This window comes from Citrobacter sp. RHBSTW-00029, assembly GCF_014104295.1.
Classification (GTDB): Bacteria; Pseudomonadota; Gammaproteobacteria; order Enterobacterales; family Enterobacteriaceae; genus Citrobacter; species Citrobacter youngae.
Genome location: NZ_JABXRT010000001.1, coordinates 2,774,566 through 2,791,816, shown reverse-complemented (window position 1 = coordinate 2,791,816; position 17,251 = coordinate 2,774,566). Strand labels below are relative to the sequence as shown.

Below are 17,251 nucleotides of genomic sequence, written 5' to 3'. Positions count from 1 at the left end.
CGTTTTGTTGAGGAATGTGTTATGAAAAAGCTGATACTCATCGCCGTCATGGCATCAGGGCTGGTTGCCTGCGCGCAATCACCCGCGCCGAAAGAAGATAGCCGTCTTAAGGAAGCCTATAGCGCGTGTATCAATACCGCGCAGGGTTCGCCGGAGAAAATCGAAGCCTGCCAAAGCGTGTTGAATGTGCTGAAGAAAGAAAAACAGCACCAGCAGTTTGCGAATGAAGAAAGCGTGCGCGTACTGGATTACCAGCAGTGTATCCAGGCAACGCGTACGGGTAACGATCAATCCGTTAAGGCCGATTGTGATAAGGTCTGGCAGGAAATTCGCAGTAATAATACGGCGAAATAAAACGTGGTATGAACAAGAACGGGCGGAGAGATTTCTTCGCCCGTTTGCATTTTAGCGTCGTTTCTCAATTGCCCACTTGAGTAATGCCGCACAACGGTAAAATCCGTGGGCAAATTTTCCGTATGGGATGGTCAGAAATAGCGCCATCACGACACCAAGATGAATAGCAAGCAAAATAGCCATCCCTGAGGTATCTCTGCCTGCCAACAACGCTAAGCCCGTCAGACTCGTCAGTAGCAGCAACAGGATAAAACCGCGATCCATCGGTTTTTGCCGTGCGTCGCCCTGTAGCGGTGAGCGCTTAAGGTTCAGCCATAACAAACCCGCTGGGCCGACAACCAGGCCAATGCCGCCTAATGTGCCCAGCATGACCGGAACGCTGAGGAACGGATAGGGCGCTTCTATGTCGGCAAAGTAGTGATAGCCCGTTGCCACCACGGTGGCGGCAAAGCAGAGCAGAAAACCGTAGAAGGTGAAGTGATGGAAACGGCGGCGCATCAGGGTGAAGGCATCATCTGCTTCGTTACACCCTTTGCCGTGCCCGCCATCGAGATATTTCAGCGTCAGCGCATTATGAGAGGCTTCAGCAATGTCAGAGGAACGCGGCATCCCCGGAGAAATCTCCCGCCAGAAGCGGATAACGCCCGCCATCAGCAGACCCATCGCCAGAATAAAGACTGAACCAAACATCCATGCCAGCAGGTTATGCGGGAAAATTTGGTAGAAATCTCCGGCCAGCGGGGGATGGAGTAACGTGCCTGTTAAACCTATAGCGAGGAGTAAAAACAGGATCAGACCGAAAACCAGCGACAGCGTCACGGTGACGCCTGCGCGACGATAAAGCGCGCCAAAGGCGGCGGGTTGCGCGTAGTGCTGATAGGTTTCCAGCCTTACTTCTGCCATTGCTTTCGGTACATTGATAGCAAATTCATGGGGCGGTGCGTATTGACACGCGTGCAGGCAGGCGCCGCAGTTATGGCACAAGTTGGCCAGATAGTTGATATCCGCTTTACCGAATTCCAGACGCTGAGTCATCGCCGGGAACACGGCGCAAAAACCCTCGCAATAGCGGCAGGCATTGCAGACTTGCATAACTCGTTCAACTTCCGCTTCCGGCTCGGTAAGCATTTTCGCTTCGATAATTAATTTCTCAAGCGGTTTCATGATGTGCCTCCTCACGTGCTGCCAGAGCGGCTTCTTTTCCGGCAATACGGCCAAAGGTGGTCCCAATCGACATGCCCACGCCTGCGGTGTAGCCCTTGCCCAGCACGTTGCCCGCCATCATCTCCCCGGCGACGAACAGATTGCGACTTGGACGCCCGGCAAAATGCACTGCGGCGTGTTCATTCACCTTTAACCCCAGGTAGGTGAAGGTGATCCCCGGACGTAAGGCATAGCCATAGTAAGGTGGCGTATCCAGTGGTCGCGCCCAATGTGTTTTTGCCGGTGTCAGATTTTGTGTTGCACAGTTATCAAGAGTGGTGTGGTCAAAGTGGCCTGGCAGGCAGGCGCTGTTGTACTGCATGACAGTATGGGTAAAGCGCTCAGTATCCAGTCCTAACTGACGTGCCAGCTCTGCTAACGTAGTGGCCTGTGCGCCAGGAAAAACCGGGGGCATGAAGTGACCGATGGCTTTACTGTCGATAATGGAGTAACCAATTTGCCCGGGCTGGTGGGCGACCAGACGTCCCCAGATGGCATAACGTTTGGGCCAGAAATCCTCGCCTTCATCATAAAATCGTTCTGCATCGCGGTTCACTACGATGCCAAGCGAAACACAGTCCACGCGGGTGCAAATCCCGCCGTCATATAAGGGGGCCCGGGCATCAATCGCCACGCAGTGTGACTGGGAGGGGTCGCCGATGATGTCCGCGCCGGCATCGATCATAAATTTGAGCAGTACGCCCTGATTAAAGCGCGTGCCGCGAATGAGGAAGTTATCCGCAGGCCATTCACCGCGGGCGTTCTCACCCCAGGCTTCTCTCAGCCATTCGCGGTTAGATTCAAACCCGCCAGCGGCAAGCACGCAGGTTTTTGCCGGAATGCGCTCTGCACCAGCCAGCGCCGCTACGAACTCGCCGTTGTGCAGTTCAAGCGCCTGTACCGGGGTGTTATAGCGGATTTGCACGCCTAACTTTTCTGCGCTGCGATAATAGGCATTCACCAGGGCTTTCCCGCCGCCCATAAAAAAGGCATTGGTTCGCGCCACGTGTAGAGCGCCAGAGAGTGGAGGTTGAAAATTGACGCCGTGCTGGCGCATCCAGTCGCGACACTGTGATGAGGTACGGATCACCAGCCGTGCCAGGACCTCGTTGGTATTACCTTCTGTTACACGCCAGAGGTCCTGCCAGAACTCCTCTTCTGGATAGCTCTCCACCAGTACATCCTGTGGCGCATCATGCATACAGCGTAAATTACGCGTGTGTTGGGAGTTTCCTCCGCGCCATTCACGCGGGGCTGCCTCAAGCAACAGTACCGAAGCGCCTTGCTCCCGGGCGGTTAAGGCGGCACATAGTGCAGCATTGCCGCCGCCAATCACCAGAACATCAACCATCGCATACTCCATTACCACTTAACCAATTGTTAAGTTTGTAATTAAAATGTATACGAGTAAGTTGTGTGGACGCTATGACGTGATGCTAAACAGCCCTTTAATTATTGTAAAGGATTGCACCTGGCCAGTGTCCAGATTCCACCAGTTGATGCATCACTTTGGCTAGTACCACACGGGCAGCGAGACCTGCTGGGGTGAGTTCATCGTCAGAAAGGCTGACCAAAAAGTTGGGGCGGCTAAGTATGGGATTATGGATGCCAATCACTCTTAATGTCTCTTTATCGAGATGGGAAATTGCCGCACCGGGCTGAAGTGTTGCACCGATTCCGCTGCGAACGGCGTGCATCAGTAGCGTCAGGCCGTCAATTTCTGTCGCGATCTCAATGTTCAGCGCATGCTCCTGGCTGATAGCATCCAGTCTGCCGCGCAGACCATGTCCTGGGCTTGGCATTATCAATGGAATACGTGCCAATTGGGCTGGAGCAATATTGTCATCGGTAATATCAGCCAGTAGGGCATGAGTACCAATTAAAAATAGCCGTTCTTCGAGAATCGGTCTGGCGCTCCAGCGCAGGATCTTTTCTTTTTGAAATACCACCGCCAGATCAATCTGGCGGGTATTAATCATTCGTTCCAGGTTACCAGAGAGGCTTTCCACCACATGCAGGCGGACATCACTATAGCTTTCCCGCATGGCGTTGATGAAAGGCATCCCAAGAACGGAAGCAGTACTGGGGGCCATGCCGACGCTGACGTGCCCGGAAAGTCTGGCCTCCCATGCGGCGAGGATCGCATCGTCTGCGTGACGGAGCGCCAGCTGTGCCTGGGCGTAAAATGCCAGTCCAGCGCTGGTGGGCGTCACGCCACGCGAGGTACGTTGCAGCAGACGTATGGCGAGTTCGTTTTCCAGGCGGGTCATTTGCTGGCTGAGCGCCGAAACACCGATACTGAGGTCGAGCGCCGCGCTACCCATGCTGCCGGTTTCTACAATGCGCACAAAATAACGTAGCTGGCGAAGTTCCATTTCGACTCTCCGGAAGGGACAATTGATTTTTACATTAAAGCAACACAAGAGTGGAGGGAAGGGGAAACACGCTGATAACGCGCATAAAAAAAGCCAACCGGATGGTTGGCTTTTCAGAGAGCATTACATTACTTGCCGTCGTGCGCGTGCTCATCTTCGCGGCAATCGCCTTCAGCGCAGTGACCGTACAGATAGAGGCTATGGTTAGTTAAACGAATGCCATGTTTAGCCGCAATCTCACGTTGACGCGCTTCGATGGAGTCATCGCTGAACTCGACCACTTTGCCGCAGTCAAGGCAAATCAGGTGATCGTGATGATGCTGTTGAGTCAGTTCGAAGACGGATTTACCACCTTCAAAATTATGGCGGGTCACGATACCGGCATCATCAAACTGGTTCAGCACGCGATACACGGTCGCCAGACCAATTTCTTCACCCATGTCGATCAGGCGTTTGTATAAGTCTTCCGCACTGACGTGATGGTTATCCGGTTCCTGAAGAACTTCCAGAATCTTTAAACGAGGAAGCGTTACTTTCAGGCCAGCCTTCTTTAATGCGGTATTGTTGTCAGTCATGCGGAATCTGTCCTGTAGCTAAACGGTTCACTTCATTAACAGAAGTGACAGAAATTGCACTTGAGATAATGCGTATCATTATAGAACTGCCATGCCTAAATGAAAACTGCAAGTCTCTGGCAAATATTGTTAATCAAAACGTGGTATCACCAACAAACACACTGTGCAATACCCGATTGGCATCCAGCCATTGTACAGGGTCAGGCGAAAAAGTTACAAATTTGTAGCAATTATTTTGATTGGTTCTATCTATTGATGCGGCGCAGATGAATATCTACGCCGCACGAAATCAGGCATTGATGATTTCGTCGAGGTGCAGCTCTTCAGAGATCTGCTTAACCCATTTTTCTACGCGTTCAGCGGTCAGTTCCGGCTGGCGATCTTCATCGATAGCCAGACCGACAAAGTGGTCGTCATCTGCCAGACCTTTAGACGCTTCAAAATGGTAACCCGCCGTTGGCCAGTGGCCGACGATGGTGGCGCCGCGCGGCTCAATGATGTCACGGATGGTGCCTAACGCATCACAGAAATATTCTGCGTAATCTTCCTGGTCGCCACAGCCGAACAATGCCACCAGTTTACCGTTAAAATCAATGTCTTCGAGAGTAGGGAAGAAGTCGTCCCAGTCGCACTGCGCTTCACCGTAGTACCAGGTTGGGATGCCGAGCAGCAGAATGTCATACCCTTCCAGGTCTTCTTTGCTGCTTTTTGCAATGTCATGTACATCGGCAACGTCTTTACCAAGCTGTTTTTGAATCATTTTTGCGATATTTTCGGTATTACCGGTGTCGCTGCCGAAAAAGATGCCAGTGATTGCCATGAGTAAAATAACCTCTTGAAACTTATTGAAATGGTGGTGGCGCATTGCCCACGGATAAGGGCAATCATAGCAGAACAGTCAGGCATGCGGAAACAGCAAACACGCAGGACTGCACTCTGTGCTACACGATTTATGATTTAGAGCAGAAATTCAGACTAAGCCTGACCGCGCAATGCGGTGAGTTGGTTCATCAGCATCTCTTCGATGAGTTCACTGCGACTCATGTTGCGTGCCTCGGCCAGCTCGTTCAGAGCGTCAACGGCATCGGCGTTCAGTTTCAGTTCGACACGCTTAAGCCCGCGAACTTTGTCGCGTTTAAGCTGATTACGTTTGTTAATACGTAACTGTTCATCACGCGAGAGCGGATTAGTTTTGGGTCGTCCCGGGCGACGCTCCTGCGCGAACAGATCTAATGTCGTACGGTCCGTTTGTTCTTTGGCCATGATCTTGGTGACTTCGGGGAAACAATCAGCCAGGCGTCCGCCCGGATGGATAGCGCGCCATAATACATCAGCAGGGGAGGCGCGCCAACGCCCACGCGCGTAATCACGCGCGGACGCTGAGTTTTTAATCAGTTAACCTGCTCGCTCAGATAACGACGGATGGCGCGCAGCACCGCATCGGGTTTTTCCGCATGTACCCAATGGCCTGCGCCGGCAATAACGTGTGCGCGGGCCTGCGGGAATTGCGCCAGCAGCTGTTCGCGATACGCTTCGGTCACATAAGGTGAATTACCGCCGGGGATAAACAGCGCCGGGTGTTCCCACGCCGGAATGGTCTCCCAACCGACGATATGAGGATATTGATCCCACAATACGGGAACGTTAAAGCGCCACTCGCCGTCAACAAAGGATTTCAGCAGAAACTGGATAACACCTTCCTCTTGCAGGTGCTGACGCATAACGCTCGCCGCCTGCTGGCGTGAGGACGCTTGTGCATCGGTTACGGCATTGATTGCCGCAAAAATCTCATCGTGGCGGCGAACATGGTAGTCAACGGGAGCAATGTCGATGGCGACCAGCCGTTCGACACGTTCAGGAGCCAGCGCAGTCAGCGCCATAACGGCTTTACCGCCCATCGAGTGGCCAATAAAGATCGCTTTTTCAATCTGCCTGGCGTCCAGCGTATCCAGCAGATCTTGCGCCATGGCCGGATAATTCATCTCAGGTGAACGAGGGGAGAGACCATGATTTCGCATATCAACCTGGATGATGTCGTGATCGGCCACGAGATCGCGTGCCAGGATCCCGAGGTTATCCAGACTGCCAAACAGGCCGTGAACCAGGACGATGGGAGAATTATTGTGCGGGTTTTGCGCAGATTGCGCTCGGATATTCAATTTCATGGCAAAGTTCTTTTTTTCACACTGACGGGTTAGGGTATCATGTTGACCATTCTGCCACATGGCTGCAACAACTACGGTTACTCCGAGTTTTGCTGGTCACCAGGCTTGACGCTATCCGCTGTTAGGATTTGCCTCTACACTACAGCGTGTAAAGTCCTGACAACTTGTATTCAGCCAAACATTGCACTGGATTAAGATGAAAACGATTGAAGTTGATGATGAACTCTATAGCTATATTGCCAGCCACACCAAGCATATTGGCGAGAGCGCATCCGACATTTTACGGCGTATGTTGAAATTTTCCGCCGCATCACAGCCTGTCACTCCGATAGTCAAAGAAGTCCGCGCTGTGCAACCTGTCGTGGAAGCCAAGCCGGTTAACCCCGTAAAAGATAAAGTGCGCGCGATGCGTGAACTGCTGCTGTCCGACGAATACGCGGAACAGAAGAAAGCAGTAAATCGCTTTATGCTGGTGCTGTCTACACTCTATTCACTGGATCAAAACGCGTTCGCCGAAGCAACGGAATCGTTGCATGGCCGTACGCGCGTTTATTTTGCAGCTGATGAACAGACGCTGCTGAAAAATGGTAATCAAACCAAACCGAAACACGTGCCAGGCACGCCGTACTGGGTGATCACCAACACTAATACCGGCCGTAAATGCAGCATGGTTGAACACATCATGCAGTCAATGCAATTCCCTGCGGAATTGATTGAAAAGGTTTGCGGAACAATTTAATCCTTGCATTAGAAGGACCAGGCAATGGCAATCCACAATCGTGCAGGTCAACCTGCGCAACAGAGTGATTTGATTAACGTCGCCCAACTGACGGCACAGTACTATGTACTGAAACCAACGGCAGGGAACGCTGAGCACGCTGTTAAGTTCGGTACGTCCGGACATCGCGGCAGTGCAGGTCGTCATAGTTTTAACGAGTCGCATATTCTGGCTATCGCCCAGGCGATTGCTGAAGAACGTGCGAAAAACGGGATTACTGGCCCGTGCTATGTGGGCAAGGATACCCACGCGCTGTCTGAACCGGCTTTTATCTCTGTACTGGAAGTGCTGGCGGCGAACGGCGTTGACGTCATCGTGCAGGAAAATAACGGCTTTACGCCAACCCCTGCTGTATCGAACGCTATCCTGGTCCATAACAAAAAAGGCGGCCCGCTGGCTGACGGCATTGTGATCACGCCGTCCCATAACCCACCAGAAGACGGCGGAATTAAATACAACCCGCCAAACGGTGGCCCGGCAGATACCAACGTCACCAAAGTCGTAGAAGACAGGGCTAATGCACTGTTGGCTGATGGTCTGAAAGGCGTGAAGCGTATTCCGCTGGATGCTGCGCTGGCGTCCGGTCATGTTAAAGAACAAGACCTGGTTCAACCCTTCGTGGAAGGGCTGGCAGATATCGTCGATATGGCGGCAATCCAGAAAGCGGGTCTGACGCTGGGCGTTGATCCACTGGGTGGTTCCGGTATCGAATACTGGAAACGTATCGCTCAGCACTACAACCTGAATCTGACCCTCGTTAACGATCAGGTCGACCAGACTTTCCGCTTTATGCATCTCGATAAAGACGGCGCCATTCGTATGGACTGTTCCTCCGAGTGCGCGATGGCCGGTCTGCTGGCGCTGCGTGACAAATTCGATTTGGCATTTGCCAATGACCCGGACTATGACCGCCACGGTATCGTAACACCGACTGGACTGATGAATCCGAACCACTATCTGGCGGTAGCGATCAACTACCTGTTCCAGCATCGTCCGCAGTGGGGCAAAGATGTTGCCGTCGGTAAGACGCTGGTGTCATCGGCGATGATTGACCGTGTAGTGAATGATTTAGGGCGTAAACTGGTTGAAGTGCCGGTTGGCTTTAAATGGTTTGTTGACGGTCTGTTTGACGGCAGTTTTGGCTTTGGTGGGGAAGAGAGCGCGGGGGCATCTTTCCTGCGTTTCGACGGTACACCGTGGTCAACCGACAAAGATGGCATCATCATGTGCCTGCTGGCAGCGGAAATTACGGCAGTGACAGGCAAGAACCCGCAAGAGCATTACAACGAACTGGCGGCGCGCTTTGGCGCACCGAGCTATAACCGAATTCAGGCTGGGGCCACCTCCGCGCAGAAAGCGGCGTTGTCTAAGCTCTCTCCGGAAATGGTGAGCGCCAGCACGCTGGCGGGCGACCCGATCACTGCGCGTCTGACGGCGGCACCGGGCAACGGCGCATCGATTGGCGGCCTGAAGGTGATGACCGATAACGGCTGGTTTGCTGCGCGTCCTTCTGGTACCGAAGATGCTTACAAGATCTACTGCGAAAGCTTCCTCGGTGAGGAACACCGCAAGCAGATCGAGAAAGAAGCGGTCGAGATTGTCAGCGAAGTGTTGAAAAACGCATAAATCACCTGCCGGATAAGACGCTAGCGTCGTCATCCGGTATGAATGATGAAAAAGCCGGATAGCGTATCAGCTGATCCGGCTTTTTTATTCAGTGCATATTCACGGCATAAACCGATAACCAATCCCGGTTTCGGTCAGAAAATGACGCGGACGTGCCGGGTCCAGTTCCAGCTTCTGGCGCAGGTGTCCCATATAAATACGCAGATAGTGACTGTGTTCGACGGCGTTTGGTCCCCAAACCTGATTCAATAACTGACGTTGCGTCAGCACCTTCCCGGCGTTATTCAGCAATACCGCTAACAGGCGAAACTCAATCGGCGTCAAATGAATTTCTTCGTCACCCCGGTGTACGAGGCGGGCGGCGATATCCACTTTAACATTAGAAAAATGCACGACCGGTTCGGGAGACGTCCCGCTGGCGTGGCGACGCAATGCCACACGCAATCGCGCCTGCAGCTCGCCAATACCAAAAGGTTTGCTGAGATAGTCATCGGCTCCGGCATCCAGCGCGGCGATTTTATCGCTTTCCTCACTGCGGGCTGAAAGCACAATCACCGGGATCGCGCTCCATTGACGCAGGTCGCGAATAAAATCAATGCCGTCGCCATCCGGCAGGCCGAGATCGAGAATGATGAGATCGGGTTTTCGCGTGGCGGCTTCCAGCAGACCACGTTGCAGCGTTTCCGCTTCAAATACACGTAGCCCATCGGCCTCCAGCGCGGTGCGTAGAAAGCGGCGAATGGCCTGTTCATCTTCAACAATCAGTACGTTCGTCACATATCCTCATGAAAATCTTCAAGTTCAGGGGGAATTTCCTGGGGCAGTGTAACACGAAAACATGCTCCTCCCTGCGCGCGATTGTGGACAGAAATAGTCCCGCCATGCACGTCTACAATGGCCTGACAAATTGCCAGCCCCAGCCCAACGCCTGGCACCGATGACTCTTTATTTCCCCGAGAAAATTTGTCAAAAACGCGCTGTTCCATACCCGATGGAACACCCGGCCCATTATCCCAGACGTCCAGTTGTAGGTGTTCGCCATCAACGCTGGCATCAATACCGATCTGCGCCTGTGGGCCCGCGTATTTGACGGCATTTTCCAGCAGATTAATCAGCACCCGTTCAAAGAGCGGGCCATCGACGTGAATCAATGTCAACGGTTCTGGTAACGACAGATTTATCGGGGCAGAGAGACCTGGCTCCAGCATCTGCAGGGCGCTGCCGACCACCTCTTCCAGCGTTAACCACTCCTTCTTAAGATTAAAGCCGCCAGACTGAATTCGCGCCATATCCAGCAGGTTATTAACCAGTCGGGTCGTGTTCAGGACGTGCTGGCGAATTTCGCTGGCCTGACGTGCGTGCGGCGATCCTTCGCTTGCCAGATCCAGCGTTAAGATTTCTGCCTGGCCGAACAACACCGTCAATGGCGTGCGCAAATCGTGGGACAGAGCAGCGAGCAGGGCGTTGCGAATACTTTCGCGCTCGCTGGCAAATCGGGCCTGCTCTTCGCTGGCGGTTAGCGTCAGGCGTTCCAGCGCACTGGCGACCAGTAAAGTGAAGGTTTCCAGCAGGCGTTGCTGTTCGGGGATCATCAACTGGCGTAAATTTCCCGGTTCCACGACCAGCAGCCCATGCGTTTTGTCGGCGCTTTTTAACGGTAAAATTTGATACGGCACGCCGGGTAAGGTGTCAGTGCCTGCGCCGGCGGGTTGCCCTTTATCAAAGCTCCATTGGGCAATAGCGTCATCCCAAGGCGTCATGCCCTGTTGATGGGTGAGAGGGGCCAGCTTACCGTTCTCGCCGGGCAGTAAAACCTGGCTGCGGGCCTGGAACGTTGAGGCAATAAACTGTTCGCTGGTGGCGGCGATATCCTGTTGGCTGCGCCCTACAGCCAGTGCTTTCGACATCTCATACAAATGACGCGTACGCTGTTCACGATAACGTGCAACCCGGGCCTGATAACGCACCCCGGCGGTCAGATTACCAATAACCAGACCTACCGTTAGCATCACGGCAAAGGTAAGCAGGTACTGGACGTCGGAAACGGCAAGCGTGCCGCGTGGCGCAATAAAGAAGAGATCAAAGCTGGCGACGTTGATAAACGTCGCCACCACCGACGGCCAGCGCCCGTAGAACAGGGCGATCACCACCACGCCCAGTAGATAGAGCATCACCAGGTTGGCTGCGTCAAATGCAACCAACCACTGCATGGCAATCAATGTCGTAACAGCACACAATGCAGCAGCGACCACACAACCCTGGATTTGTACCCGCCATTTATCCTTAAAGGTGCGGTTATCTGCGGTTTGCAGCACAGGGCGTGCAGGGGGCTCATCGAGGGCTACAATCATCAGATCGAGATCCGGTGCGCGATGGGCCAGCTTGTCAGCAAAGGAGTCGCTGCGCCACCAGCGACGCGTAGTTGGACGCCCGAGGACAATTTTCCCCAGATTATGCTCACGGGCATAGCGGATCACCGCTTTATCTTCGGCAGGGTCGGAGAGAGTGGCCGTTTCAGCCCCCAGTTCCTGTGCCAGTCGCAGCGCGCTTAAGATTGCCCGCCGCCGTTTTTCGGGTAGCCGGTGTAGCGCAGGTGTTTCAACATATACCGCATGCCAGACGCTACCCAGACGCGCCGCCAGGCGTGCAGCCGCTCGCACCAGTTTCTCGCTGCCGGTGTTGTGTCCAATACACAGTAAAATGGCATCGCGGGTATGCCAGACTTTTTCTTCTCCCGGACGCCCCCGCCAGGCACGCATCTGATCGTCCACCCGATCGGCGGTGCGTCGCAGAGCCAGTTCGCGCAGCGCTATCAAATTACCTTTGCGGAAGAAATGCTCGATTGCACGCTCTGCCTGACCGGCAATATAGACCTTGCCTTCGTTCAGGCGCTGACGCAAATCGTCGGGAGGGAGATCGACCAGTACCACGTCGTCAGCGGCATCGAAAAACGGGTCAGGAACGGTTTCGCGTACCTGAATACCGGTGACGCCGCTGACCACATCATTCAGGCTTTCCAGGTGCTGAACGTTAACGGTGGTAAAAACATCAATCCCGGCTTCCAGCAGTTCTTCAATATCCTGCCAGCGGCGGGGGTGGCGTGAGCCTGGCGCATTGCTGTGCGCCAGTTCGTCCATCAAAATCAGCGCCGGGCGGCGGGCGAGGGCGGCATCAAGATCGAACTCGCTGATATGCCGCCCACGGTGTGCCTGACGTTTCAACGGCAGCACGGTGAGACCGTCAAGCAGTGCGGCGGTCTCCTTGCGCCCGTGGGTTTCCACCACGCCAATCAGCACATCCAACCCCTGCGACCGCAGTCGCTGGGCCTCCGCCAGCATGGCCCAGGTTTTCCCCACGCCCGCACAGGCGCCGAAGAAAATTTTCAGTTTTCCCCGGTGCGGCGCGGTGGTCTGCTCCAGCAGGCGATCGGGGTTAGGACGTAGGGGTTCGCTATGCATGTCCTTTTTCTCAGTGCTTATCCAGCGCTAAATTAAGTTCTACCAGGTTAACTACCGGCTGGCCGATAAAACTGACCAGTGGCTTTTGCGTGTATTGTGCAACCAGGCGCGTGACCTCTTCAACGCTGAGGTTGCGAGCCTGCGCCACGCGGGGGATTTGCCAGGCCACCGCAGCTGGCGTCAGGTTGTTATCCAGCCCGCTGGCGGAAGCTGTTACCAGCTCTACCGGAACGGCAGGATTTGCCTGCGGGTTGGCGGCACGCAGCGCGGTAATCCGGCTTTGCAGCTGTTTATCCAGTTCCGGGTTGCTGGCTGCCAGATTACTGCCGCCTGAAGCCATTGGATTATAGGGCATTTCCGCTGTGGCTGAGGGGCGTCCATGAAAATAACCCGCGGCGGTAAAATTTTGCCCGATCAGTGCAGAACCGCGAATTATCTGACCCTCACGCAGAAGCGAACCGTTAGCCTGGTGGGGGAACCACCACTGCCCCAGCGCGGTGGTCAGCAGCGGATAAACACCGCCGGTGATAAGCATCAGGAAAAGCAATGTTGATAATGCAGGACGTAATCCACTCATCTGAAACCTCACACCAGACCCAGCAGGGTCAGCAGTAAATCAATTACTTTGATACCGATAAACGGCACAACCAGACCACCCAGACCATAGATCCACAAATTGCGGCGCAGCATCGCGGAAGCGGATAACGGCTTATAGCTCACGCCTTTCAGCGCCAGTGGGATCAGGAAGACGATGACCAGCGCATTGAAGATGACGGCGCTGAGGATCGCCGAATCCGGCGAATGCAGTCGCATGACGTTCAGTGCGTTAAGCTGCGGGTAAGTTGCGGCGAACGCAGCCGGGATGATGGCGAAATATTTCGCAACGTCGTTGGCGATACTAAAGGTGGTCAGCGACCCACGCGTCATCAGCATCTGTTTACCAATGTGCACCACTTCAATCAGTTTGGTGGGGTTGGAGTCGAGATCCACCATATTGCCCGCTTCTTTCGCTGCCTGGGTTCCGGAGTTCATGGCAACGGCAACATCGGCCTGCGCAAGGGCTGGAGCGTCGTTAGTTCCGTCTCCGGTCATCGCCACCAGACGACCTTCTGCCTGATACTGACGAATTAGCGCCAGCTTGGCTTCCGGTGTGGCTTCGGCTAAGAAGTCATCCACACCGGCCTCTGCGGCGATTGCTGCAGCAGTCAGACGGTTATCGCCGGTGATCATCACTGTTTTGATGCCCATTTTGCGCAGTTGGGCAAACCGTTCTTTAATCCCACCTTTTACGATATCTTTCAGGGCAATCACACCCAGTACGTGGGAGCCTTCGGCCACCACCAGCGGCGTTGCGCCAAGGCGAGCAACGTTTTCGACCTTCTGCTCCACATCGGCAGGGAAGTGGCCGCCGTTAGCTTCGACGTGACGACGAATGGCATCAACCGAGCCTTTGCGGATCATCCGGTTGTCGATGTTGATACCGCTCATCCGACTCTGCGCGGTAAACGGCACAAAGGTGGCATGGAGCGACTGTACGTCACGAATACGCAGGTTAAAGCGCTGTTTAGCCAGGACAACGATGCTGCGACCTTCCGGTGTTTCATCGGCCAGTGATGAAAGCTGCGCGGCATCGGCCAGCGTTTTTTCGTCCACGCCGTGGGCGGGCAGAAAATCAGAAGCCTGACGGTTACCCAGCGTGATGGTGCCGGTTTTATCCAGCAGCAGTACGTCCACATCACCAGCCGCTTCTACTGCACGTCCGCTGGTGGCAATGACGTTCGCACCCAACATGCGACTCATCCCGGCGACGCCAATCGCGGAGAGCAGACCACCGATCGTGGTGGGGATCAGACAGACCAACAGGGCAACCAGCACCGTGATGCTGACTGCACTGCCGCCCCAGGCAGAGAACGGCCACAACGTGGCGGTTGCCAGCAGAAAGACGATAGTCAGGGCAATCAGCAGGATCGTCAGCGCGATTTCATTGGGCGTTTTACGCCGCTGTGCGCCTTCGACCATGGCAATCATTCGGTCGAGGAATGTTTCTCCGGGGTTGACGCTACACGCGATCACCAGCCAGTCCGAGAGAATGCGTGTCCCGCCAGTGACGGAGGCAAAATCGCCGCCGGATTCACGGATTACAGGCGCGGATTCACCGGTAATGGCGCTTTCATCTACCGACGCGCCGCCTTCGATAACTTCGCCGTCACACGGGATAATATCGCCAGCTTCCACCAGCACGATATCCCCTTTACGTAACTCTTCGGCTGGCACGTGATCCATTTGCGCACCATATTTCGGTTCACGAAGTTTGCGGGCAAAGGCGGTTTTTTTAACCCCTTTCAGGCTGTTGGCCTGCGCTTTACTACGCCCTTCAGCCAGCGCTTCCGCAAAGTTAGCGAACAGAACAGTCACCCACAGCCAGAGGCTTATCGCGCCGGTAAACAGTGGATTACCTGATATATGGCCTGTCGCCATCGCCACCGTTAACAGGGTGGTCAGCAGGCTGCCCAGCCAGACGATAAACATCACCGGGTTACGCCACTGAGTATGTGGACTTAATTTTTTCACGGCGTCCATCAGCGCTTGTGCGACCAGAGAAGGTTCGAACAGCGCCAGTTGCTTGCGACTCATAGTCATGTGCTCCGCATCACTCAACGTAAAGAGAGGTATTCTGCTACCGGGCCAAGCGCCAGCGCAGGAACAAAGGTGAGGGCGCCAACCAGCAACACGGTACCGATCAACAACCCAACAAACAGCGCACCGTGGGTAGGTAGCGTGCCGGGACTTGCTGGCTGGCTCTTTTTACCAACAAGTGAACCGGCAATCGCCATCACCGGGATAATGACGCCGAAGCGGCCGAAGAACATGCATAAGGCCAGCAGGCAGTTCCAGAACGGGCTGTTGGCGCTTAACCCGGCGAAGGCGCTACCGTTGTTGTTCGAGGCGGACGACACGGCATACAGCACTTCGCTAAAACCATGCGGCCCGGGATTGAGCATGGCGCTACGCCCGGCATCGCTCATCATGGCTATCGCTGTCCCAAGCAGAACCAGCGCAGGGGTAACCAGAATCGCCAGCGCGGTCATTTTCATTTCACGGACATCGATTTTTTTACCCAGATACTCTGGTGTGCGGCCAATCATTAACCCGGCGATAAATACCGCCAGCAGCACGAACAGCAGCATGCCGTACAGCCCAGACCCCACGCCGCCGAACACCACTTCGCCAATCTGCATCAACCACATCGGTACCATGCCGCCCAGCGCAGTGAAGGAGTCGTGCATAGCAATGACTGCGCCACAGGATGCGGCCGTCGTGACGACCGCAAACAGGCTACTGACCAGCACGCCAAAGCGGCTCTCTTTACCTTCCATGTTGATATTGCTATCTGCGCCAAACGCCATCAGATGCGGGTTACCCTGCAGTTCGGCCCACATCACAACCGCCACGCAAACGACAAAAATAAGCGACATAGCCCACAGTAGAGTGCGTCCCTGTCGGCGATCGCCCACGACGTCGCCGAAGGCGAAACACAGCGCCGCGGGAATTAAAAAGATAGCCAGCATCTGTACCATGTTGGTCAGCGCGGTTGGGTTTTCAAACGGATGTGAGGAGTTGGCATTAAAAAAGCCGCCGCCGTTGGTACCGAGCATCTTAATGGCCTCTTGTGAGGCGACAGGTCCCATCGGCAGCAGTTGTTTTGCCCCTTCAAGCGTGGTGATCGCCTGATAAGGCAACAGGTTTTGCAGCGCACCTTGCTGGATGAAAAACAGCGCGATGAGCAGAGAAATCGGCAGTAATATCCACAGCGTAATGCGGACCAGATCTACCCAGGCATTCCCCAGCGTGTTCATACTCTGGCGCGTAAAGGCGCGAGCCAGGGCAAAGATCACCGCAATACCTGTCGCCGCAGACAGGAAATTCTGCACGGTCAGGCCGGCCATTTGGCTGAAGTAGCTTAAAGTGGTTTCGCCTGCATAGGACTGCCAGTTGGTATTGGTCACAAAACTAACAGCGGTATTGAGCGCGAGATCCCACGATAGCCCTGGCAACTGTTGCGGATTCAGCGGCAACAGGTTTTGTGCCATCAACATCGCAAACAGTATCAGCAGACCGAGGATATTCAGTGCGAGGATCGCCAGCAAATAGTGCAGCCAGGTCATTTCCTGCTGCGAAATACCCAGCCCACGCCACAGCACACGCTCAACGCCTGCAAGACCGGGTAAGGATGTGTTGTTGATAAGACGTGCCAGCCCAAAGCCCAGCGGCCTGGCGATAACAAACAGCACCAGCAGGAAACTGGCGATGAGTAAAAATCCTTGCGCTGCCATCAGAACGCCTCCGCATTAATCAAGGCATACACCAGATAACCCAGTAACAAAAAGACCAGCACAATGCCGGTTATCACGCCTGCACTCACAGTGCACCTCCAGTGGCATAAATGTGATAACCAGAGCGTAGGTTTTTGGTTGCAAAGATTTCGCAAAAATCTGCGGGCGGGGTGTAAAAAAAGTATAAAAATGGCAAAGACCATTATTTAACTAATGATTAGTATTTATTTAACCTTTATGTAACTTAATTACGAATTTAGGTTAAACGGAGCATCAATAGATAAAAATAAGTGGTCGGATGAGTAGCAAAATTACACACAAGGCGGTATTATTTTCATCAGTTAACCAAGTTTATTTTTCCGGTGCGATTCACCGAACAGATA

At 54.1% G+C, this 17,251-nt stretch carries 17 protein-coding genes; 3 read left to right on the top strand and 14 right to left on the bottom strand.

The genetic code is table 11. The annotated features are described in order from the left end of the window. Positions 1–21: 21 nt before the first annotated feature. Entirely contained in the window at positions 22–354 is a 333-nt protein-coding gene (chiQ, locus tag HV041_RS13770) for a ChiQ/YbfN family lipoprotein (RefSeq protein WP_005121405.1), read from the top strand. 51 nt (positions 355–405) lie between these two features. Here chiQ and tcuB read toward each other — a convergent pair whose 3' ends face one another. The 8 genes from tcuB to ybfF form a co-directional block, all read right to left on the bottom strand. Next, the gene (gene tcuB, locus HV041_RS13765) at positions 406–1,518 is read right to left on the bottom strand and encodes a tricarballylate utilization 4Fe-4S protein TcuB (RefSeq protein ID WP_061067525.1); all 1,113 of its coding nucleotides are present in this window, start codon (positions 1,516–1,518) and stop codon (positions 406–408) included. Beyond that, complete coding sequence (tcuA, locus tag HV041_RS13760; protein WP_048212277.1) at positions 1,505–2,908, bottom strand: FAD-dependent tricarballylate dehydrogenase TcuA; 1,404 nt, start codon at positions 2,906–2,908, stop codon at positions 1,505–1,507. Before tcuA ends, tcuB begins: the two co-directional genes overlap by 14 nt. Positions 2,909–3,005: 97 nt before the next feature. Then, complete coding sequence (tcuR, locus tag HV041_RS13755) at positions 3,006–3,932, bottom strand: tricarballylate utilization LysR family transcriptional regulator TcuR (RefSeq protein WP_182294232.1); 927 nt, start codon at positions 3,930–3,932, stop codon at positions 3,006–3,008. 128 nt (positions 3,933–4,060) lie between these two features. Then, positions 4,061–4,507 carry a ferric iron uptake transcriptional regulator gene (fur, locus tag HV041_RS13750; protein ID WP_003022836.1) on the bottom strand — a complete coding sequence of 149 codons (447 nt, stop codon included), beginning with the start codon at positions 4,505–4,507 and terminating at the stop codon, positions 4,061–4,063. Further along, positions 4,500–4,586: a ryhB-regulated fur leader peptide gene (locus HV041_RS13745; RefSeq protein WP_100247215.1), complete on the bottom strand. Its 87-nt coding sequence runs from the start codon at positions 4,584–4,586 to the stop codon at positions 4,500–4,502. The genes fur and HV041_RS13745 overlap by 8 nt, the downstream gene beginning before the upstream one ends. 210 nt (positions 4,587–4,796) lie before the next feature. Then, positions 4,797–5,327: a flavodoxin FldA gene (fldA, locus tag HV041_RS13740; protein ID WP_003022839.1), complete on the bottom strand. Its 531-nt coding sequence runs from the start codon at positions 5,325–5,327 to the stop codon at positions 4,797–4,799. 155 nt (positions 5,328–5,482) lie between these two features. Further along, complete coding sequence (gene ybfE / locus HV041_RS13735) at positions 5,483–5,770, bottom strand: LexA regulated protein (protein ID WP_005121400.1); 288 nt, start codon at positions 5,768–5,770, stop codon at positions 5,483–5,485. Between the two features lie 128 nt (positions 5,771–5,898). After that, positions 5,899–6,672: an esterase gene (gene ybfF, locus HV041_RS13730; RefSeq protein WP_061068807.1), complete on the bottom strand. Its 774-nt coding sequence runs from the start codon at positions 6,670–6,672 to the stop codon at positions 5,899–5,901. Positions 6,673–6,868: 196 nt separating this feature from the next. On the opposite strand from ybfF, the gene seqA reads away from it, so the two are divergent. Together seqA and pgm are read left to right on the top strand one after the other, a co-directional pair. After that, the gene (gene seqA, locus HV041_RS13725) at positions 6,869–7,411 is read left to right on the top strand and encodes a replication initiation negative regulator SeqA (protein ID WP_003022848.1); all 543 of its coding nucleotides are present in this window, start codon (positions 6,869–6,871) and stop codon (positions 7,409–7,411) included. 24 nt (positions 7,412–7,435) lie between these two features. After that, positions 7,436–9,076 (top strand): phosphoglucomutase (alpha-D-glucose-1,6-bisphosphate-dependent), encoded by a 1,641-nt coding sequence (gene pgm / locus HV041_RS13720; protein WP_048212274.1) that lies wholly within the window; start codon positions 7,436–7,438, stop codon positions 9,074–9,076. A 99-nt stretch (positions 9,077–9,175) separates the two neighbouring features. On the opposite strand, the gene kdpE is transcribed toward pgm, so the two are convergent. From kdpE to kdpF, 6 genes are read right to left on the bottom strand one after another with little or no spacing between them, the layout of a single operon-like run. Beyond that, positions 9,176–9,853 (bottom strand): two-component system response regulator KdpE, encoded by a 678-nt coding sequence (gene kdpE, locus HV041_RS13715; RefSeq protein WP_005121396.1) that lies wholly within the window; start codon positions 9,851–9,853, stop codon positions 9,176–9,178. After that, the gene (kdpD, locus tag HV041_RS13710) at positions 9,850–12,534 is read right to left on the bottom strand and encodes a two-component system sensor histidine kinase KdpD (protein WP_048212273.1); all 2,685 of its coding nucleotides are present in this window, start codon (positions 12,532–12,534) and stop codon (positions 9,850–9,852) included. The genes kdpE and kdpD overlap by 4 nt, the downstream gene beginning before the upstream one ends. A 10-nt stretch (positions 12,535–12,544) precedes the next feature. Beyond that, complete coding sequence (gene kdpC, locus HV041_RS13705) at positions 12,545–13,111, bottom strand: potassium-transporting ATPase subunit KdpC (RefSeq protein ID WP_048212272.1); 567 nt, start codon at positions 13,109–13,111, stop codon at positions 12,545–12,547. Positions 13,112–13,119: 8 nt separating this feature from the next. Beyond that, positions 13,120–15,168, bottom strand: a complete 2,049-nt coding sequence (kdpB, locus tag HV041_RS13700) for a potassium-transporting ATPase subunit KdpB (RefSeq protein WP_121584366.1) — start codon at positions 15,166–15,168, stop codon at positions 13,120–13,122. Positions 15,169–15,188: 20 nt separating this feature from the next. Further along, a complete protein-coding gene (gene kdpA, locus HV041_RS13695; RefSeq protein WP_121584367.1) occupies positions 15,189–16,868 on the bottom strand; it encodes a potassium-transporting ATPase subunit KdpA in 1,680 nt (559 codons plus the stop codon). Continuing rightward, positions 16,868–16,957, bottom strand: coding sequence for a K(+)-transporting ATPase subunit F (gene kdpF / locus HV041_RS13690; protein WP_001670793.1), 90 nt, complete (start codon positions 16,955–16,957; stop codon positions 16,868–16,870). The genes kdpA and kdpF overlap by 1 nt, the downstream gene beginning before the upstream one ends. Positions 16,958–17,251 lie beyond the last annotated feature (294 nt).